This is a genomic window from Streptococcus sp. 27098_8_75 (assembly GCF_041432475.1).
In the GTDB taxonomy this organism is placed as follows: domain Bacteria; phylum Bacillota; class Bacilli; order Lactobacillales; family Streptococcaceae; genus Streptococcus; species Streptococcus gordonii.
On the sequence record NZ_JAPVZR010000002.1, the window covers coordinates 147,925 to 168,112 of the forward strand.

Consider the following 20,188-nt stretch of genomic DNA (forward strand, 5'->3'; position numbering starts at 1 on the left):
CTTTAAGTGTTAATTGTATAATAAATTATTTTACCTGTAAAGTTTGATTTAATTTTTTAAATCTGCTTTTCTATTCTTTCTTCTTTTAATTTGATAAAAAACGAAAATGATAAATACCCAGAACAGGCCTTCAACCAAGAAAAAGAAATGCTGGAGGAAAGTCTTATGATGACTAATTTTAACATGGCCGCTAGAAAAAACTCTTAAAAAAATCTTCCCATTACGTAAAGCCATTTTCTGAGTCTTGGGTCTATGGATTTTCTGATTCTTCTCTTGTTCTTCTTGACTCAACTGACGATACTTCAAAGCAGGTTGAGTACCTGAAGCACCATTAGTATAGTCAGCAATATATCCCTTATACCAAGGTCTAGGGACAAAGAAACTTGCATTTTTTTCAGTTAAGATAACATCAAATTCTAAAGAATTGTAAGAAGACTTTATATTTTCTATTTTTGCTCCTTCTACATCATCAAATTGAGTAATCGAACTGTCACGTATAGCAACTGGATCAACATCTAAATTATAATATTCATCACCAATAGTATTTGAAAACTGTTCTCTATCTCCTTTATAATAACTAAGCATTCTTTGATTTATCTCTGATATATAGTTCTTATGATCTGTCCTCAGGTTAATAACTGGAGAATAAGAAATTAAAACTGTCCCAAGATATACCAATGTTGATAGACTTGCAAAGCTGATAGACCAAATGTGACTAAAGTCGTTAACTAAAATCCAAATCAAAAGAAAAGGAACGAAAAAGAGCAGACGACCAGTATATTGGATAGCTCCCAAAAAACCAAATTTTAACAAACTATTCCAAGGTAAAACTGCTGTTGTAGAAATCGCCATAATGGCTATTAGTATTAATAGTTTCTGGCTGGCTTCACTTAAATATTTAAAACGATATACTAGATAAAAAAATAATATAATCGCTAGGATATCGATTCTTAAAAACAAAGATGTAAATGGTGCAAATAACCCGCTAAATTTGAACTGTAAAATATTTGGAACATTAAACATTCGAGCGTTTTCAACAGGAAAATCACGAGCTGTCCAATTAAAATAGAAAATTTGTGAACTAACCTGTTCCAGATATTGAACTAGGTAGCCAATAGAAAGTAAAATACCTATGAGAACAGACACAAGAAAAGAGATTATTTTTTTTACAGTTAATTTACGAACACATAGTAAAACAAAAATTATTGAATAGATAGCCAAAATCAAGGTAGATAAAATATGTGTTTGAATAAGTAAGGCAATGGTAATTCCTAATAAAGCTGGGCTATATTTATTTAAAAACAGAACCTTGTATATGGTATAAAAAAGAATAGGCACTAATGGCATGACCATTGTCATACCATATCCAAACAAAGGAAAGTAGAGAGGAACTAACAAAGCTCCACACAAGCTTTTAGTGGAATCTTGACTGATTTTTTTGAAGCAATAAAAACTTGTCAAAGAAGTGGAAAAAACCAACAAGAATGCGAAGAAATCAAAAGCCAAATCAGCTTGCTGAACTAGCATAAATAAGAGAGCAGGTAAATAAAATTGCCAATTACCATAAAACATTGGAACCGCATATCCTGTACCAAAAGCAAATATATGATTCAAATTAGGTAATAGATCAAAATGATTGATAGACTGTGACAATCCGACTATTCGAGTTAAATGAAAAACATGGTCAAACTCACGGCTCTGAGTGTTAATTGCCACATGGGAAACGAGAACAAACAATAATGAATAGAAAAATAGAATCAAAGGATATCTATACTTTTTTATTGAATCTAAAATCATATTTTCCCCCAAAACCAAGCAAAATAACTGATAATCATTCTTTATTCAAGGATAAAAATTTAAGTTATACCAAGTATAGCAACATGTTTAAAGACCGTCAAGATGACTGATATTAAAACAGACAGGACTTAGATTCCCGTCTGTTTTTATTTAAATATAAAAATATTAAACTACCGCATAAATGATTGCTAAAGTATGGATCATGGATAAGCCAACAATAATAACACTGCTTTCTACAATCCAATGATCAGTTATAAAATCAAATTTTAATTGATTTTTAGAACAGCTAACAATTACTGGGAGCATTAGAGCTAAGACTCCCAAATAATATCTTCCCTGAACACCTAAGACAGTATATGATCCTACAGGAGTCCATGTCAGGTAGAGAGTCAAAGAAATCAAACCAATAATTGCCAACGAAACCAGCACTGCTCCAATTTTTGAAATCAAAGGAATTTTAAAACGTCCAACATTAGCTAAAGCAATTAAAGTGTAAAAGACATAAATTGGAATAAGAACCTCATTCATTGATAGATCCAACCAACCAAAATTAAATAGTTGATCAAGATGACTAATGGACAAAAGCATTTCCTTAAAAACAACTGGTAGGTAATCTTGTGGATGATGGACCAGGTTCATTAATTGACCACGTAAGTCAGCACCTTCTAATTGAAAATTAGCTAATTTCACTTGTTGGCTGAGTAAAAACCAAAATACAGTTACTGCTCCTACACAAAGAACAGCAGAAATAACCTTGCCATAAAAGAATCTACCATTAAACTTAGATTTTGGAATAAAAAGCAATAATCCAATTAGCAGAACATAAGGGAGCTTCATCGTGGCTAGAAGGCAACAAATGATGACATAAAGAATCAAATCTCTATTTCTTACCTTCTTCTCGCTATCACTAACCCAACTAATAAAGAGTGATACGATAATATAAGCCAATCCGAGTGATACACTGTCCTGATTATATGAGCCAGCTAGTACTAAATTCATTGGAATAAACGCAACCATCATTATAAGTTGCTTAGCTTTACCTGATAATCGAATGGCAATATAAGCCAAAACTGCATAAGCTAATGCGTTAAATATTCTCCCTAAATAATACGAGATACCTACACTCAAATGTAATAATTTACCAATTCCAAAGCCAATTGCCTGAGGAATATAACCAATGAACCAATATGAATTAGTAGCCCGGTAATCAGTAGTACGACCGAAATCAACTTTCTTATCTGTCTGACCTTCATTGAAAAGATTTGTTTTAGTTAATGGAGACTTTATTTGATCATAAATATCAAAAAAATCTTCTGAAATAAGAGGTTTACTATTATCTAGATTCAAATCTCCCTCAACGATATGAATCGTTCTAGCTAAATGAACTGGTTCGTCAGGAGTATTCAAAACCGGAGTTATCAAAGAAGTCAAAACTCCCGAAAAGACAAGGGCATAAAATATTGCAATATTTTTTTTAGGTAAAAATAATAAAAATACTGCAATAAGAAGAACAACTGCCAATCCTATCTTTGGGACATCCAAAAGATGTTTTGTATAAATTACAAACATAAAAGCGGATAAGACCAAAAAAGTAAAAATATATTTTATGTTAGCCTGATAGGCATCTTTCATGAATTTCATATTAATCTCCTAGTGGTTAGTATCCTGACTCTTGACATAAAACTTCATAATTACTCTTGAAAACCACTTTGGCCAAAATAGATTATACATATACAAATCTTCTTTTGTGCGAGTATTATCTGAAATAGTCTTGGTTGTCTCAGATTCTTGATGAATCCGATGGCACATTAATGCTTCCGGAATATAAAGGAAGCTTCCTTTGTATTCATTAATTTTATACCAAGCATACCAATCAAGACTTACTCTCATATCTTCATCAAACTGGAAATCTTTTAATTTTTCAAGATTGTATGAAACCGCAGGACAACAGATGGGATTTCCAAAAGCTAAGACGCGCTTTCTCCAAAAACGTGAGGTTGGAAAAATTGATAAGGTACCAAGCATAAGGCGCTTAATTTTTAAATTCGTATTCGCATCAATTTTACTTCCATTTTTTTCTTCAAAATAATCAGTGAAAGTAATCAATCCATCTTGGTGAGCCTCAAAAGCTTCCAGAGTTTTTTCAAGAAATTTAGGCTCGTAATAATCATCCTGATGGGCAATGGTAGCATATTTTGTAGATACAAACGATAATGCTTGATTCCAATCTATTCCAATCCCACCACCAGTTTTATGATGAACTGGAATATCATACTTCCCACAAATTTCATAAATTGAGGTCAAAGGTGTGGAGGTATAACAAATTATCTTTGAAGTAAGAGTTTGATTTTTTAAAGACTGAATACACGCTTCTAGATACTGACTTTCACCATAGGCACAAATCACCCAGGTATGTTGAGAATTTAAGGACATCAAAGCTTTCCTTTCCATTTTCTTACCTTGATATAAGTTAAGTAACTTCCGATTGAATAAATAAGCATTACAAACAGAAAACTATACGAAGCTCCAAGTAGACCTTTTGACATTACAAAAGGATTTGTAATAGCAATTGAAACGATAAACATAAGTAGGTATACCAGTATGAGTTTTCGTTGCATTCTAAAAATAGTGAGGATATCTCCAAGAACAATTCCAACTGAATAAAGGATCCCAGAGAAAACTAGAATTGTCAAAGTCAGAGCATCGCCAGCAAGATCCACACCAAAAACTATACTTAAAATAGGAGTTCCAATTAAAAAAGCTAACATCGTTAAAATAGCTCCACCTCCAAGCAAGTAGATACCGATCTGCTTCACTGTTCGATCAAACTTTGCAAACTCTTTTCTTTGCCATTGAATAGCTAAGCTTGTCGTTAATGGTCGAAGAATAAGAATAAACAAACTCATGAAGAACACTGGCATGAACAAAATATTGTAATTCCTTTGAAGCCCTTCTGCTAATTTTCCAAGTTGAATAGCTTTATCAATTGCTATCTTAGGTTCATTAAAGATATAAGCTAAAAGGAAACCGCTAATAAATAAAGGAATACAGCCTTTTAAAATCAAAAAGGCGTCTTTGACCTGCAACCTGATGGTACTCTTGTCAAAAGAAACTTTATCAAAGGATAGTGACTTGGGAAAATCATAAATCCAAACAAATACAAAATTAAAAAGAAACAAGATTAAAAGAGAAACTTCTAAAGATTTGAGAACAACTAGAGAGATAAGAAGAATAAAAATACTTGCACCGTATCTGATTGTCATGGATTTACCAGCAATATCTAACCTCTCATGTTGCTGGAAGAGCCCCTGAAATAAATCAGATATAGCCTCACACATCCGAAACAGAACATATAAAACCACTACTGCTAGCTTTGATGTATCTGAAAAATCAAAATGAACTAGAAATAGATATGGAAATAAGGTAATTAGCATAAGAGTAATAGAAAATACTCTTGCAATCGTATAGCTGGTAAAACTATGTTTAAAAGTCACATCAGTTCCCTGATAGGTTCTAACTTGAAAAAGTCCAAGAACAACTAATATACCAGCAATACCATATGCTAAACTGAATACATCAGCCATTTTTGCAGAAGAAAGTCTAGAAACAATCATCATAAAAATAGCTGAGGAACCAGCAAACATTAGATTCCCCAGTAAATTCCAAAAATATATTTCTTTTGCTGACACTTTATTCTTCATCTTGATCACTTTTTTCCTTTAAAGCAATTTTTTGCGCCAATTGACGAATCTGAACTGACTGTTTCGAAAGATGTCTAGTTAAAGAAAAAGTTAAATAAAGCAGTAAGCAGATAGCAACAAAGAATATTAAGTTACTAGCCACTTGTACTCCCATTAGATGTGCAAAAAAAGTTAGAATGTCTGGAAACCAGACAAAAGGCAGAGAAATGATAGATAAAACAATCCATGAAATAACATTTTTCATCTCTACTTGCTTTTTAGCAACTAAACGAAGAATATTAAACAAAAATGCCAAAATGAGAATAGTAATTAAAAAAATAAGCATATTATTTCTTATATCCTCCACTAATCTTTGCAACCAGTATTGCTATAGATACTTTAATCATATAATACACAGACTTAGTCAAGGTAATCGAAGATGTACCATGTTCTCTTTCATTCATTAGAACAGGCATCTCTTCCACTTTAAAACCAGCCTCTAATAAGGAAACTATAGTTTCTGGTTCAGGATAATCACTAGGATAGTGCTCAGCAAATAATTCAATGACTGATTTATTAACAAGTCGTAATCCTGATGTTGGATCTGTGATCTTCTTTCCAGTCAATAATTTAATTAATTTTTCAAAAAAAGTGATTCCAATTCTTCTAGCGAAAGAAGACTGAAATCCTTGATTCTCAATAAATCGAGATCCTATTACCATGTCAACTTTATCTTTTTTTATACGTTCAAGCATCATCTTAATATATTGAGGATTATGTTGACCATCTCCATCTACTTGAACAGCATATTGATAATTATTTTGAACAGCATAGAGGTATCCTGTTTGAACCGCACCACCGATTCCTAAATTAATTGGCAAATCAATAACGTTAAATTTATTTTCACGACAAATTTCCAAAGTATTATCTGTAGAACAATCATTGATAATTAAGTAATCAAATTCTGGTGTATGTGTTTTTATCATCTTGATTGTTTTTTGAATATTACCACTTTCATTAAAGGCTGGGATAATAATCAATAATTCCGAAGACTTCACTAACTCACATTCTCCTTAAAAGTCATATAGACTCATTATACTATAACCAAGCCCTTATTTCTACTGTTTCCATACAAGAAGGAGAGAAATCATAGAATGAAAAAGAAAGATACCTTAGCTAATGGTATGTTCATGTGCTATAGTCAAAATTAATTCACCATAATATCCGTGAAAAAGATCATCTTTATTATATTAAGAAAGCTCTAAAATATTCAACTATTACAAAAAGCCTAACACATATTTGTGCTAGGCTTATCTAAAATTTCTAAATTCCAATAATAACTATTCGTCAAATCCATTGGGATGTTTGCTCTGCCAACGCCAAGCATCTTGGCACATCCTCGAGATATCAAATTGAGCTTCCCAACCAAGTTCTGCTTTGGCTTTAGCAGGATTAGCATATGAAGTTGCAATATCACCAGGTCTGCGTTCAACAATCTTATAAGGAATTGGTTTGCCAACAGCTTTTTCCATACTATGAATGATTTCTAAAACCGAATAGCCTTTACCAGTCCCTAAGTTATATATATTCAAACCTTGATTGCCATCAAATTTTTTCAAAGCAGCAACATGACCTTTAGCTAGATCAACCACGTGAATATAATCTCGAACACCAGTACCGTCTACAGTTGGATAATCATTACCAAATACCTGTACTTGCTCTAGTCTTCCAACAGCAACTTGAGTTACATATGGAAGCAAGTTGTTAGGAATTCCATTTGGATTTTCTCCCAAATCACCACTTTCATGAGCACCAATTGGGTTGAAATAACGAAGCAATACAATATTCCAAGTAGAATCTGCTTTGTAAATATCTGTCAGAATTTCTTCAAGCATTAATTTCGTTCGACCATATGGATTAGTAACTGAAACAGGGAAGTCTTCTAAGATTGGAACTGTATGAGGATCTCCATAAACTGTTGCAGATGAACTAAAGATAATGTTTTTACAATTTACTTCTTCCATCACTCTCAAAAGAGTTAAGGTACCTGCAACATTATTTTCGTAATAGGTTAGAGGAATTTGGCTAGATTCTCCTACTGCTTTTAAACCAGCAAAATGAATCACTCCAGTAGGTTTAAAGTCCTTAAAGACTTTTAATAAAGCTTCTTTATCACAAATGTCCGCTTCATACAAAGTAATGGACTGTCCAACGATTTTTTCGACAGCCTCTAGACTCTTTTTGCTGCTGTTACTAAAATTATCCACAACAACTAGCTCATGTCCAGCTTTTATAAGTTCGACTACTGTGTGAGTGCCAATATAACCTGCACCACCTGTTACTAAAATTTTATGTTTCATGATATAACTGCTCCTTTAAGAATCATTAAACAGCTTAAAATTATTTAATGACCTCTTGTGTTTTAGCATAATTAGCTTCTACTGCTTCTTTTTCAGATTTCCACCAGTCTTGGTTGTCTGTGTACCACTTGATTGTCTCTTTGAGACCTGCTTCAAAGTTAGTAAACTCTGGCTTCCATCCTAGCTCATTACGGAGCTTGCTAGCATCAATGGCATAGCGGAGGTCGTGACCAGCTCGATCTGTCACATGGTCATAGGCATCAGCTGGCTGTCCCATTTCCTTGAGAATAAGCTCCAGTACTTCCTTGTTATTCTTCTCACCATCAGCACCGATCAAGTAAGTTTCGCCAATTTGTCCTTTGGTCAGAATTGTCCAAACGCCTGATGAATGGTCATTGGTATGGATCCAGTCACGAACGTTTTTACCTTCGCCATAAAGTTTTGGCTTGATACCGCTCAAGATATTGGTGATTTGGCGCGGAATGAACTTCTCGATGTGCTGGTAAGGACCATAGTTGTTTGAACAGTTCGAAATCGTCGCTTTGACACCAAATGAACGCACCCAAGCTTTAACAATTAAATCTGAAGCTGCTTTAGTTGATGAGTAAGGTGAGCTTGGATTGTACTTGGTTTCAGCCGTAAATTTCTCACCTGGTCCTTCGCCATGACCTGGCAAATCTTCACGCAAAGGCAAATCCCCATAGACTTCGTCAGTCGATACATGGTGGAAACGAATGTCGTATTTACGAGCTGCTTCCAAAAGTGTGTAAGTTCCGATAAAGTTGGTGTGGATAAATGGACTTGGATCATTGAGCGAGTTATCATTGTGGCTTTCTGCTGCATAGTGAACGATAGCATCAGCTTCAGCTGCCAGCTTATCTACCAAGGCTGCATCAGCAATATCTCCAACAACCAACTCAACTCGGTCGCCTAAAATTTCTTCAATATTGGCACGATTACCCGCGTAGGTCAGCTTGTCCAGTACTGTCACATGGACATCTGGAAAGTTATTGTAAACATAGTGGACAAAGTTAGAACCGATAAATCCAGCTCCACCAGTCACGATAATTTTTTTGTATTCAGTCATTTCTATTCCTTATTTTTTATAATTGCCTTTCATGTAACAGGATAGACAATCTATCACATGCTTGATACCTCTTTGGCAATTTTTTCTTTAATTCATTTCGCTCAAATTATAGCTGAGCGAAGGTATTATATTTCAGTATAAATTAATATATCAAAAAAAGAATTTTTCCTACAAATCTTCTTTTCTTAAAGGTTTGACATCCTTAAGTAGTGGATGGTTCTTGTCTGCTTCAGAGACTTCTGCAGCTTCTAGGTTTTCCCACTGGATTCCCAGAGCTGGGTCTGCATAGTTGACAAAGGCATACTTCGGTTTGAGTTCCAAAGCCCAATAGTCATTCACTAAGTAACTATAAGAAACAGTATCAGAAAGGACTTGGAAGCCGTTGGCTACACCACGTGGCACAAAAATTCCCTTGCTAGCATCGATTACTGTCTGATAGGTATTACCAAAGGTCTCCCCCTCACGCAGGTCAACCCAAGAACCTAGAACCTTACCGTCATCTGCGACAGAGATGTACTTGTCCCATGGCTCAGCATGAAGGCCACGCAAGACATTTTTACGAGAAAAGCTAACATTATTTTGTAATTTTCCTTCTGCAAAGAAGCTTTCAGGAAAGCCTAGCGGCAGCATTTTTTCCTTTTGGAAATTTTCCTTAAACCAGCCTCGGTTGTCTCCGCGAACAGGGATATCGAACTCCAGCATACCTGGAATTCCAGGAACCTCACGCGCTGCTAATTCCTTATCAAAAAATTGTTCACTCATTTTCTTATTCTTCTCCAATCAGGCGCAAGAGATAGTGGCCGTATTCATTCTTTTTCAATGACTGCGCCAATTCATGCACTTGCTCTTTAGTGATATAGCCCATACGATAGGCAATTTCTTCCAGATTTGCCACCTGAACATTCTGCATCCGCTGAACTGTTTCGATATATTGAGCGGCTTCTAAGAGACTTTCGTGAGTTCCTGTATCCAACCAGGCAAAACCACGTCCCATGAGCTCAACAGACAAATCACCACGATCTAAGTATGCCTTGTTAACATCTGTGATTTCCAGTTCCCCGCGAGGACTTGGTTTGATGTTTTTAGCAATTTCAACAACATCGTTATCGTAGAAATAGAGTCCAGTCACTGCATAGTTAGAGCGAGGTTGTTCCGGTTTTTCTTCGATGGAGATAGCGTTCATATTTTCATCAAATTCTACAACACCAAAACGTTCTGGATCCTTAACATGGTAGCCAAAAACAGTTGCCCCTTTTTCTTTAGCAGCTGCTTTCTGAAGCATCTTACTTAAACCAGGTCCATGGTAAATATTATCCCCAAGAATCAGCGCCACACGGTCATCTCCAATGAAATCGGCCCCAATGATAAAGGCTTGTGCCAATCCATCTGGACTAGGCTGCTCTGCATAAGAGAGCTTAATACCAAATTCAGAGCCATCACCCAGCAGATCCTCAAATCGAGGAAGATCAGTTGGAGTTGAGATAATCAAGATATCTTTAATTCCAGCCAACATCAGTGTTGATAAAGGATAATAGATCATTGGCTTATCGTAAATTGGCATGAGTTGTTTAGATGCCGCACGTGTCAATGGGTATAAGCGAGTCCCAGATCCACCTGCAAGAATAATACCTTTCATATGTGTTTCCTCTCTGTTATATATTGCTTTTATTCTACCATTTTTACAAGCGAATGTCACTTTTTAAGATATTAACTGTTTCCAAGCAAAAAGTCTCTGAATCTAACAACTCAGAAACTCTAGAGTCCTTTATCCTAAAGCAACATCTAAAATCATCATAAGAACAAAGCCCACCATGATACCTAAAGTCGCCACATCTGTATTGCCATTGGTCTGCGAATCCGGTATCAGCTCCTCTACCACCACGAAAATCATAGCTCCTGCCGCAAAGGAGAGGGCATAAGGCAGAATAGCTGTCATGGCCATAACAGCAACTGCCCCCAGAACAGCACCAATTGGCTCCACAATAGCAGACATGGAGCCCCAGTAAAAAGCTTTAAGGCGAGACTTGCCGTCCGTCCGAATTGGAATGGACAGAGCCGCTCCTTCTGGGACGTTTTGCAGGCCAATTCCCCAAAGCTAGGCCAATCGCGCCGACAAAGGCTTCCGGGCTAGGATTGGCGGCCAAAGCACCAAAGGCTACTCCGACTGCTAAACCTTCTGGAAAATTGTGAATGGTAATGGCTAAGAAAAACAGAGCAGCCTTGGACAGCTTCTTGCGGCTATGTTCAGGAACACTCTCTGCCTCTGAGATATCTTTGCTCAAATGCAAGTGAGGCACCACCGCATCAATCAGCCGTAGGAAAAAACCTCCCACTAAAAAACCAATTGCTGCAGGCAGCCAGGACAGCTCGCCATAAGAACTTTGCGCATATTCAATCGACGGTGCCAGAAGCGACCAAAAGGAAGCTGCAATCATGACGCCTGCCGCAAAGCCCATCATAATATCTAGCAGCTTACGGCTGACCTTTTTAAAGAAAAATACAACAGCCGAGCCTACAATGGTACATCCCCATGTAAAAAGCCCAGCCAAGAATGCCTGCATGACCACATGTTGCGATCGTAACCAGTCCATAATTTCCCCTTATTCTCTAAAATCAATCATACAAAATCGTCTTAGTTTCCCCTATACAGTGCTTTTCCTCATTCCAGTAATGAATCCTCTCGAAAGAGCCTTTCCGCCAGTAGAGAGGCAAACGTTCTCGTATGTCGTCCTGCATATCTATTTGGTCAAGTTCCGAAATCTTCCACCATTTGGGCTCCCCTTCATGATCGTTTCCCCTAACTTGCCCCTCAAAGGCAGTACAAAGAAAATCGTAATACACATACCGTTCTTTTTTTCTCGAATTAGTGAAGCCTGAAATCCCCTTCAATTCCAAGTTTAGAGCAGTCAACCCTGTTTCTTCTTTTAATTCGCGCCTTGCAGCTTCAAAAAAAGATTCTGGAAACTCCACCTTCCCGCCTGGTTGTATCCACCCTTTAAAGTTATCATGCTGGCGATTAAGCAGTAAAATTTCATCATCTTTTTTCACACAAATATTGACCCAATTCAAAATAGTTTCTTTCATATCAAACCTTCTTCACATACCGCTCGATAGGATAGTCAGCTGTATTCAGCAGTCCTGCTTCTCCTAGAGCGATCTGGGCCAATTGGCGTCCGATAAGCGGACCAGTTGTCAGACCAGAAGAACCAAGTCCACTAGCAGCGTAGACATTTAGCAAATCTGGCACAGCTCCAAAGAAAGGAGCAAAGTCACTGGTATAGGCCCGTGTTCCCACGCGTTCACCTAGAATCTCTGCTTTAGACAACCTTGGCAAATAAGTTTCCGCTTCTTGCTGCAACTGATCCAGTACCGTCTTATCTACCGTTAAATCAAAGCCCTGATCATTTTCATGGCTAGCACCGACGCTGACCTTGCCTGCCAGAAAGGGAATGATATCCAGCTCGCCCTCAGGCATAACCACAGGGTAGTCATCCGTCTGCTCAGCCAGTTTAAAATCACGTAGCTGTCCCTTTTGCGGTCGAACATCTGTCTCATAGCCAAGTGGCTGCAAGATTTCTCCCAGCCAAGCCCCTACAGCTAAGACGACACAATCAAAGCTGCGTCCGTCCACAAGAAGTTGCTCTCCTTCTACTGTCAATCTTACCTTTTTCTCAACCAACTCTGCCTTGCTGGCTTTCAGAAGCGTCTCCGTCAAGAGTGCTCCCTCCACACGGGCACCTCCGGAAGCATAGAGAAGCCGCTCAAAGCCTTGCAAGTCTGGAAATTTCTCCTGGGCCTCCTGACGACTGAGAAGACTCAACTCTCCTATTAAGAGCGACTCTTCCCGACGATTAGAAGCTAAATCATAAAGCTCCTGCAGCTTGCTCTCGTCCTTTTTCAGCAGATAAACACCTGTCTGTTGGTAAAAGTCTGTCTGAATACCTGCCACTTTCAGATCCGCAATCAAGTCCTGATAAAAATCAGCGCCTAGACGCGCAATCCTGTACCAAGCTTTGTTGCGACGCTTAGAAAACCAAGGACTGATAATGCCAGCGGCTGCCTTGGTTGCCTGCCCCTTGCCGTCATCAAAGACAGTCACTTCCACATCTGGGGATTTGGACAGATAGTAAGCCGCTGTTGAACCGACAATCCCCGCTCCAATCACTGCTATTTTTTTCATGTCGCTTCCTCTCAAATATGTCGGAAAGGATTGGTCGAAGCCTGACTAGCCAAAATCTCAAGCTCCCATCCCTCTTCAGCCTTCCAAGTATCAAGCTTTTCTTTTATTTTTTCCGTAAAAAGAACCTCGATATGATGTCCAGGATCCAGCGCCAAAAGCCCTTCTGTCAGCATTTCCTGAGCTGTATGATAGTAAATATCACCTGTAATGTAGACCTGCGCTCCCTTGGCGATAGCCTCTGGATAAAAGGACTGGCCACTGCCTCCACAGATAGCCACACGCTCAATCACGCGTTCAAGATCCGCTTCTTCATAAGCGACCAGACGCAAGCTATCTACTCCAAAACTTGCCTTGACCTTAGCCGCAAAGTCCCCAAAGGTCTGAGGAGCAATCTTCCCTACGCGGCCAATACCGTAATCTGGCCCCGTCTGACTAAGATAACTTGTCTCCTCAATCTCAAGAAGCTGGCAGAACCAGTCATTAAGACCGTCCTCCACAATATCAATATTAGTATGACTGACATAGACAGCAATATCATGCTTGATAAGGTCTAAAATGATTTGATTTTGCGCCTTATCTGCCACTAGGTCCTTGAGCGGGCGAAAAATAGGCGCATGCTTAACGATAATCAGTCCAGCACCTGCCTCAATGGCCTCCGACACCGTCTGCTCGCGAATATCCAGAGCCACTAACACCTTGTCCACTTCCTTGTCCAAAGTCCCGATTTGCAGACCAGAAATGTCGCCCTCCATGGACAGTTCTTGCGGACAGTATGCTTCATAACGGGCGATGATTTTACTTGCTAACATGGAGCACCTCCTTGATACTTTCGATTTTTTTGGACATAGCAGAGCGTTCTAGCTCATTTTTTTCTGGGATATGGGCTAGAGCTCCTTCTAGTTTTTTCAGTTCTTTCTGCCATCTTAGCTGAAAAGCAGGTGACTGTTCCTTCATCAGAAAAGGACCAAAACGCTTTTCTTGCTCTGTCAAAGTTTGCTGGCCAGCTGCTGCTACCAAGATTTCGTAAAACTTACCAGCTTCTTCTAAGATATCCTCAGCCAGCAAGTGAAAGCCGTTAGATACCAGCCAGCTACGAAGCTCATCCTCTCGGTTATTGGGCTGCAAAATCAAGCGGGAAATAGACCCAAGCTTAGCTCTGCCATTTTCCAAAATCTCCGAAATCAAGCGACCACCCATACCAGCAATAACGATAGTATCAATCTGATCTTCCGCTTCAAAAGCAGCTAGGCCATTTGCCAAGCGAACCTCAATCTGCTTCGTCAGTCCATGCTCTGCCACATTTTTCTGGGCAGACTGAAAAGGCCCCTCTACCACTTCTCCGGCTAGAGCCTTCTCAATCCGTCCTTCCTGAATCAGGTAAATAGGCAGATAGGCATGATCGCTCCCAACATCCAGCAACTTTGCCCCATCCGGAACAAAAGCAGCTACTCGCTCCAAGCGTTGGGAAATAATCTTTTTTTGCATTACATACTCTTTTCTAAACATTCTTTTATTCAGTATATCATTTTTAAAGGTATAAAAAAAGCAACGAAAGAAAAATCAGCCTGTTGATAAACTGATTTCATCTCGCCACTTGATGATGGTATATTCCTACCAAACACTTATTTATTTAAGTTCTTGATACTCAGCAGCTAAACCATGCTGGACTGCTGGACGAGCTGCAATTTTCTCCGCCCAAGCAGATAGTTGTTTGTAGGATGCAGCATCCAAGAACTCCGCAGCGCCTGGATAGAGCTTATCCTGCACCAACTGCCCATACCAAGACCAGATAGCAATATCAGCAATACTGTATTCATCCCCTGCAATATAAGCTTTCTTGGCCAATTCTTTATCCAACAGATCCAGCTGTCGCTTGGCTTCCATGGTAAAGCGATTGATAGGATATTCTATCTTTTCTGGAGCATAGTTAAAGAAATGACCAAATCCACCTCCCAAGAAGGGCGCAGCACCCGTCTGCCAGAAGAGCCAGTTGAGCACCTCAGTTCGACCTGGCAAATCGGACGGAATCAACATTCCAAACCTCTCTGCCAGATAAAGCAGGATATTCGCAGACTCAAAGACAGGAATCGGCTTATCAGCAGACTGATCCAACAAGGCCGGAATCTTGGAGTTGGGATTGATTTTCACAAAGTCTGATCCAAACTGATCTCCATCCATAATACTAATCTTATAGAGATCATAGTTTGCCTCTACCACCCCTGCTGCCAGCAGTTCCTCTAGCATAATCGTCACCTTAACCCCGTTTGGGGTTCCGAGTGAATAAAGCTGAAAAGGCTCTTTACCGACAGGAAGCGTCTGATCAAAACGTGCACCTGCAGTAGGCTGATTGATACCTGAAAATTTTCCTTGGTCGCTGTCAGCAGCAGACCAGACTTTTGGCAATTGATAGGTCATACTTTTCTCCTTTTTTATAAAACCAAGGGCCTGTCATATCTAACAGGCCGCTGTATATCTAATAAAGTCAGTTCTTCCATAAATCCATTGCTCTAAGGAAATCATCTGAAACTGTAACATTCTGTGGATTAAATGCTTCACGTTCCTCTCTTTTGGCTTCAACTTGTGCTAAAGTCGTAATACCTTCTCGTCTCCAATTTCGTAAAATTGCTTGGATATACTTCCAGTTAGCCTTCCCATTGAAAACTGCTTCTCGAAGAGCAGCTTTTACTAAGTCAGGATTTGTTTTATCTTCCTGAATAGTTTTAGTCAAATCCTCAATCTCAAAAGGAGTCAAAAGACGGCCTAATTCCTGTTGAAAAGTTTCGACTAAATCTTTTAAAACATTTTGAGATGCTTTTGCAGTTGGCTGTTGACTAAGATTAGTTCCCAGCAGTTCATCCAACTTCTCTAAGGCTGGAGAGGCATCAAAAATCGCTTCAATCTCTCCATTTAATTCAATGGTTTTATACTGCAATAAGCCTTGTTCGGTCAAATGAGACATAATGCGATTGACCTCAGACACCGTTTTGCCAATGCTCTCAGCAATCTGGCTCGGTTCTATCTCTTCCAATGCTGTTGTATTCTGCAAATAAAAGAATTGCCAAACAAGGAAATCTTCACTAGACGAGAAAATCTCTTGAAAATGAAAGTACAAGGCACTTGGTAATACTAAATTGCCTTGTTGAAAGGCTGATAAATAAGTCATAGTCCCTCTTATAAATAAGCAAAATAGGAAGCGTCATTTTCTGGATTCTCCCAATCAAATGGCGTTTCTTGGTACACTGCATAGTTAATCCAGTTATTGAAAAATAAAGCCGCGGCTGAACTCCAACGCAAGGCTGGTGTCTCATGGACATCATCGTTTTTAAAATAATTCTCTGGAATATGTGGATTCTTCCCTGCCTTCAAGTCTCGGAAATACTCTCTGGATAGAGTATCACGATCGTATTCCATATGACCGAAACTATACACCTCTCGCAAGTCTCGGCTAGCCAACACAGAGAGACCCGTATCTTCTCCATATGAGAGAATTTCCAGATTGGTCAGATTGACAATATCTTCCTTCAGAACTTCAGTATGGCGGGAATGAGGCGCATAAAACTCATCGTCAAAGCCCCGGAAAAGCAGATTGTTGCTGTCAGCAGACTGGCTATAGACACCTGATAATTTGCGCGACATCTGGTACTTGTCAACGCCATAGCGGGCGTAAAGTCCAGCCTGAGCTCCCCAGCAAATATGCAGAGTTGAAAAAACATGGCTCTTGGACCATTCAATCACCTGCTGGAACTCTTCCCAGTAATCCACCGCTTCAAAAGGCAGATGCTCTACTGGTGCCCCAGTGATAATCAAGCCGTCAAAATAGCGATTTTGAATCTCATCAAAAGTCTTATAGAAAGTCTCCATGTGCTCTGCACGAGTGGTTTTAGATTGGTGCGAACTCATATAGAGGAAGTCAATAGTCAACTGCAGCGGAGTATTAGCCAAATGACGAAGTATCTGAGTCTCTGTCACCATTTTCTGAGGCATGAGATTGAGTACCAGAATATTCAGAGGGCGGATATCCTGATGGTCCGCCCTATCGTCATCCATTACAAAGATATTCTCAGAACTTAAAATTTCAACAGCTGGTAATTTTTTATCAATCTTAATTGGCATGAAAATATCTCCTATCTCTAATATATTTATTATACTGAAAGGAGATATAGTTTTCAATTATATTTTATCTTTACCTAGGTATAGCCTGAAACTATGTATTAATAATGCATCAATACTTTATAGTCATATTCACCAATAACTTCACGACCTTTTAATTCATCCAATTCGATAAGGAAGGCACATCCTGCAACGATACCACCAAGGCGCTCAATCATTTCAATAGTTGCTTTAACAGTTCCACCTGTTGCCAATAAATCATCAACAATCAATACACGCTGACCTGGCTTGATAGCATCTGCGTGCATGGTCAAAGTATCTACACCATACTCTTTTTCATAGTCAGCTGAGATAACTTCGCGAGGAAGTTTGCCAGGCTTGCGGACTGGAGCAAAGCCGATTCCTAACTCAAAAGCAACTGGACAGCCCACGATAAAGCCACGAGCTTCAGGTCCAACTACCATATCAATCTTCTTATCCGTAGCATACTGGACAATCTCACGAACAGCATAACTGTATGCATTCCCATCAGCCATCAAAGGGCTAATATCGCGGAAGGTAACACCTTCTTTTGGATAATTCTCAATTGTTGCAATATAGTCTTTTAAATTCATAATGTTCTTTCTATATAAAAAATTTTTACTCTCTATTATACCATTTTTTTATTTAAATGTGCTTGAAATATTATTTGTTAACTTTTTATTTCTCCATCAAATAATCATAAATCTCCTGCACAGTGCCCAGAGCCATGAGTTCTTGTTCTTTTACCAGGCGCTTAAGGTCTTGATAAATGTGACTGCTGTCAATTTCTTTCTTTTCAGCTTCCTTATTGACCGTCATGACGCCTTCTGTGATGCTGACAAATCCCAACTCCTCAAAAATCTGAATCATTTTGACCAAGAGAATCGAGTCAATTTTCAGGTAAGTTGCCAGATCATTAAGCTTATAGCGAACGTCAAATTCGGGGAACTGATAGATTGTCTTGTAGAGTTTGGCAAACTGCTCACGGCTACCGTAACCTGTCAGATAGTATGGCTTGGCAATCTCATTTTTAAAGTAAATCGCTTCGAAATCTTGAGTCTGAAGAATCTTCTTCAAGGCCTGTAAATCATCAGGCAGGTCATAAACCACAACTGCTCTGCTATTTACCAAATCCGGCAATTCCTCTGTGAAACGCAAAACTGGAACCTTGTCAGGTAGCGTCGCATTTTTGCTACGGATATTGAAAAGCTGGACACCGTCCACACGGGCATCTACCAGCATGAGCTGGAGACTGGTCTGTCCATTCCATTTATTGACAGAGAGGCTGACGGCTAGCTCTAGATTTTTGGTCTGGGCAAACTCTGTCGCCAGGCTTCCTTGCCCAAAAGCTACAACTTCAAAAGATGCATCTTCCTGAGAGATTTTTAGCTTGAGATGGCTATTGCCAGCCCCCATAGTCCGAGCATTGTCCACTTTAAAGTCCTTAAGGTAAAAAAGAGGCTTCTTATTGTCCATGCCAAAAGGCGCCAATTTTTCAAAGCTTTTGAGTGTATCAAGGGTCAGTTCTGGCAGGTATAGCTCCTCATCTAAATACAGGGCTGTTTTGCCAGTCAAATCCAAATCATTATCTAAGATGTAGGCTGTTAGGATATCAGATAGCTCCGCCAGCTTATCTGCTTCGAGAGTCATCCCAGCTGCTCCAGCATGGCCACCAAAGGCTACAAAGAGATCACGATGACTGTCCAAGGCCTCAAAAATATTGACCGCTTCAATACTTCGGGCGCTGCCCTTAGCGATGCCATCCTCAATATTAAGCACTATGACTGGCTGGTGCAGCTCTTCCAGCAAGCGCCCAGCGACAATTCCTAGCACACCAGGGTTCCAACCTTCCTTGGCTAGCACCTGCACTGGTCTCCCAGTGTCCAGCATGGTTTGCGCCTCTTCATAAATCTGCTGGACAATTTCCTTACGCTCGTCATTTTTCTGGTTAATCATGAGCGCAATGTCACGAGCTTCTTCATCGTCAAATCCTGTTAAAAGCTCAACCGCTGGATTGGGATCATCCAGCCTTCCCAAGGCATTGAGTCGGGGAGCAAGCTGGAAACCAACCGTTTCTTCGTCTAGCTCATCTGGCTGAATGCCTGCAATTTTGAAGAGTTCCTGAAGTCCTACTCTCTGGGTATTTTTGAGAACATAAAGGCCATATTTAACCAGAATCCGATTTTCCCCCGTCAGACTGACCATATCGGCAATGGTACCGATAGCAACTAAGTCCAAAAGTTCGACTTGGACTTCTTCCAGCAAGGCAGTTGCTAGCTTAAAAGCTACCCCACAGCCAGCCAAATGCTTGAAAGGATAATCTGCTCCGCTATGTTCCGGATGGACAATCGCATAGGCGTTTGGCAGCTCCTCAGGCATGGAGTGGTGATCCGTCACGATGACATCCACGCCTAGAGACTGGGCAAGCTCGATAGCTTCAAGGCCCGCCACTCCATTATCTACTGTAATAATGAGCGATATTCCTTGATTTTCAATAAAATACTTGTAAACACTGCTATTAGGACCATAGCCATCCGTAAAACGATTGGGCAGATAGGCCTGACATTCAGCCCCCAGCTGCTCCAAGGCCTCCTTGACAATTGATGCCGAGGTCATCCCATCAGCATCATAATCGCCATAGATCAAAATCTGCTCATAATTCTCAATCGCTGTGCGAATCCGCTCCACTGCTCGCTCCATATCATGCAGATCATAAGGGTCGTGAAGCTGGTCTAAACTAGGCTCCAAAAATTCCTGCAGAGCTTCTTCAGTCTGCACACCTCTTTGGTAAAGGAGACTAGCAGCGGCAGGTTCTAATCCAGCTTTCTTAGCCTTTTTTAAAAAATTCTCGTCTGTAAAATTAGTGGCAAACTGCCAGTCGTATTTTGAGCTAATCATGATGAGTGAAACACTTTCTCCGTTCAATCTTGTCTGAATATTATAACATGAAAAG

Annotated in this window: 19 protein-coding genes and 1 pseudogene; all 20 read right to left on the reverse strand. The window is 39.4% G+C overall.

Going from position 1 to position 20,188, the window contains the following annotated elements:
* Positions 1-48 precede the first annotated feature (48 nt).
* The 20 genes and pseudogenes from O3640_RS03955 to recJ all read right to left on the reverse strand — a co-directional run bounded on the left by O3640_RS03955 (position 49) and on the right by recJ (position 20,133).
* Positions 49-1,797 carry a hypothetical protein gene (locus O3640_RS03955; RefSeq protein ID WP_195321848.1) on the reverse strand — a complete coding sequence of 583 codons (1,749 nt, stop codon included), beginning with the start codon at positions 1,795-1,797 and terminating at the stop codon, positions 49-51.
* Positions 1,798-1,962: 165 nt separating this feature from the next.
* Positions 1,963-3,438: a DUF2142 domain-containing protein gene (locus tag O3640_RS03960; protein WP_061601127.1), complete on the reverse strand. Its 1,476-nt coding sequence runs from the start codon at positions 3,436-3,438 to the stop codon at positions 1,963-1,965.
* Positions 3,439-3,447: 9 nt separating this feature from the next.
* The gene (locus O3640_RS03965) at positions 3,448-4,230 is read right to left on the reverse strand and encodes a glycosyltransferase (protein ID WP_195321697.1); all 783 of its coding nucleotides are present in this window, start codon (positions 4,228-4,230) and stop codon (positions 3,448-3,450) included.
* Positions 4,230-5,498 (reverse strand): lipopolysaccharide biosynthesis protein, encoded by a 1,269-nt coding sequence (locus O3640_RS03970; RefSeq protein ID WP_020992645.1) that lies wholly within the window; start codon positions 5,496-5,498, stop codon positions 4,230-4,232. The genes O3640_RS03965 and O3640_RS03970 overlap by 1 nt, the downstream gene beginning before the upstream one ends.
* On the reverse strand, positions 5,488-5,823 hold the full coding sequence (locus tag O3640_RS03975) for a DUF2304 domain-containing protein (RefSeq protein WP_046165677.1): 336 nt from the start codon (positions 5,821-5,823) through the stop codon (positions 5,488-5,490). Before O3640_RS03975 ends, O3640_RS03970 begins: the two co-directional genes overlap by 11 nt.
* 1 nt (position 5,824) lies before the next feature.
* Positions 5,825-6,535 carry a glycosyltransferase family 2 protein gene (locus O3640_RS03980; RefSeq protein ID WP_096755264.1) on the reverse strand — a complete coding sequence of 237 codons (711 nt, stop codon included), beginning with the start codon at positions 6,533-6,535 and terminating at the stop codon, positions 5,825-5,827.
* Between the two features lie 282 nt (positions 6,536-6,817).
* Positions 6,818-7,837, reverse strand: coding sequence for a UDP-glucose 4-epimerase GalE (gene galE, locus O3640_RS03985; protein ID WP_195321696.1), 1,020 nt, complete (start codon positions 7,835-7,837; stop codon positions 6,818-6,820).
* Positions 7,838-7,877: 40 nt separating this feature from the next.
* Positions 7,878-8,924, reverse strand: a complete 1,047-nt coding sequence (rfbB, locus tag O3640_RS03990; protein ID WP_012000428.1) for a dTDP-glucose 4,6-dehydratase — start codon at positions 8,922-8,924, stop codon at positions 7,878-7,880.
* Between the two features lie 168 nt (positions 8,925-9,092).
* Entirely contained in the window at positions 9,093-9,686 is a 594-nt protein-coding gene (locus O3640_RS03995) for a dTDP-4-dehydrorhamnose 3,5-epimerase family protein (RefSeq protein WP_045634914.1), read from the reverse strand.
* A 4-nt stretch (positions 9,687-9,690) separates the two neighbouring features.
* On the reverse strand, positions 9,691-10,560 hold the full coding sequence (gene rfbA / locus O3640_RS04000; protein WP_045634915.1) for a glucose-1-phosphate thymidylyltransferase RfbA: 870 nt from the start codon (positions 10,558-10,560) through the stop codon (positions 9,691-9,693).
* A 129-nt stretch (positions 10,561-10,689) separates the two neighbouring features.
* Positions 10,690-11,515 (reverse strand): annotated as a pseudogene (tmpA, locus tag O3640_RS04005) (ZIP family manganese transporter TmpA).
* Positions 11,516-11,537: 22 nt separating this feature from the next.
* Positions 11,538-12,008: an 8-oxo-dGTP diphosphatase gene (locus O3640_RS04010; protein WP_125397013.1), complete on the reverse strand. Its 471-nt coding sequence runs from the start codon at positions 12,006-12,008 to the stop codon at positions 11,538-11,540.
* A 1-nt stretch (position 12,009) separates the two neighbouring features.
* A complete protein-coding gene (locus O3640_RS04015; RefSeq protein ID WP_195321695.1) occupies positions 12,010-13,104 on the reverse strand; it encodes an FAD-binding oxidoreductase in 1,095 nt (364 codons plus the stop codon).
* 11 nt (positions 13,105-13,115) lie between these two features.
* The gene (locus O3640_RS04020) at positions 13,116-13,913 is read right to left on the reverse strand and encodes a Nif3-like dinuclear metal center hexameric protein (RefSeq protein ID WP_195321694.1); all 798 of its coding nucleotides are present in this window, start codon (positions 13,911-13,913) and stop codon (positions 13,116-13,118) included.
* Complete coding sequence (locus O3640_RS04025) at positions 13,900-14,589, reverse strand: tRNA (adenine(22)-N(1))-methyltransferase TrmK (RefSeq protein ID WP_195321692.1); 690 nt, start codon at positions 14,587-14,589, stop codon at positions 13,900-13,902. The genes O3640_RS04020 and O3640_RS04025 overlap by 14 nt, the downstream gene beginning before the upstream one ends.
* Positions 14,590-14,730: 141 nt before the next feature.
* The gene (yghU, locus tag O3640_RS04030) at positions 14,731-15,519 is read right to left on the reverse strand and encodes a glutathione-dependent disulfide-bond oxidoreductase (protein ID WP_195321691.1); all 789 of its coding nucleotides are present in this window, start codon (positions 15,517-15,519) and stop codon (positions 14,731-14,733) included.
* 67 nt (positions 15,520-15,586) lie between these two features.
* Complete coding sequence (locus tag O3640_RS04035) at positions 15,587-16,267, reverse strand: DnaD domain-containing protein (RefSeq protein ID WP_195321689.1); 681 nt, start codon at positions 16,265-16,267, stop codon at positions 15,587-15,589.
* 8 nt (positions 16,268-16,275) lie between these two features.
* On the reverse strand, positions 16,276-17,217 hold the full coding sequence (gene metA, locus O3640_RS04040; RefSeq protein ID WP_195321687.1) for a homoserine O-succinyltransferase: 942 nt from the start codon (positions 17,215-17,217) through the stop codon (positions 16,276-16,278).
* A 98-nt stretch (positions 17,218-17,315) separates the two neighbouring features.
* Entirely contained in the window at positions 17,316-17,828 is a 513-nt protein-coding gene (locus O3640_RS04045; RefSeq protein WP_012000418.1) for an adenine phosphoribosyltransferase, read from the reverse strand.
* An 85-nt stretch (positions 17,829-17,913) separates the two neighbouring features.
* On the reverse strand, positions 17,914-20,133 hold the full coding sequence (gene recJ, locus O3640_RS04050; RefSeq protein WP_195321686.1) for a single-stranded-DNA-specific exonuclease RecJ: 2,220 nt from the start codon (positions 20,131-20,133) through the stop codon (positions 17,914-17,916).
* Positions 20,134-20,188 lie beyond the last annotated feature (55 nt).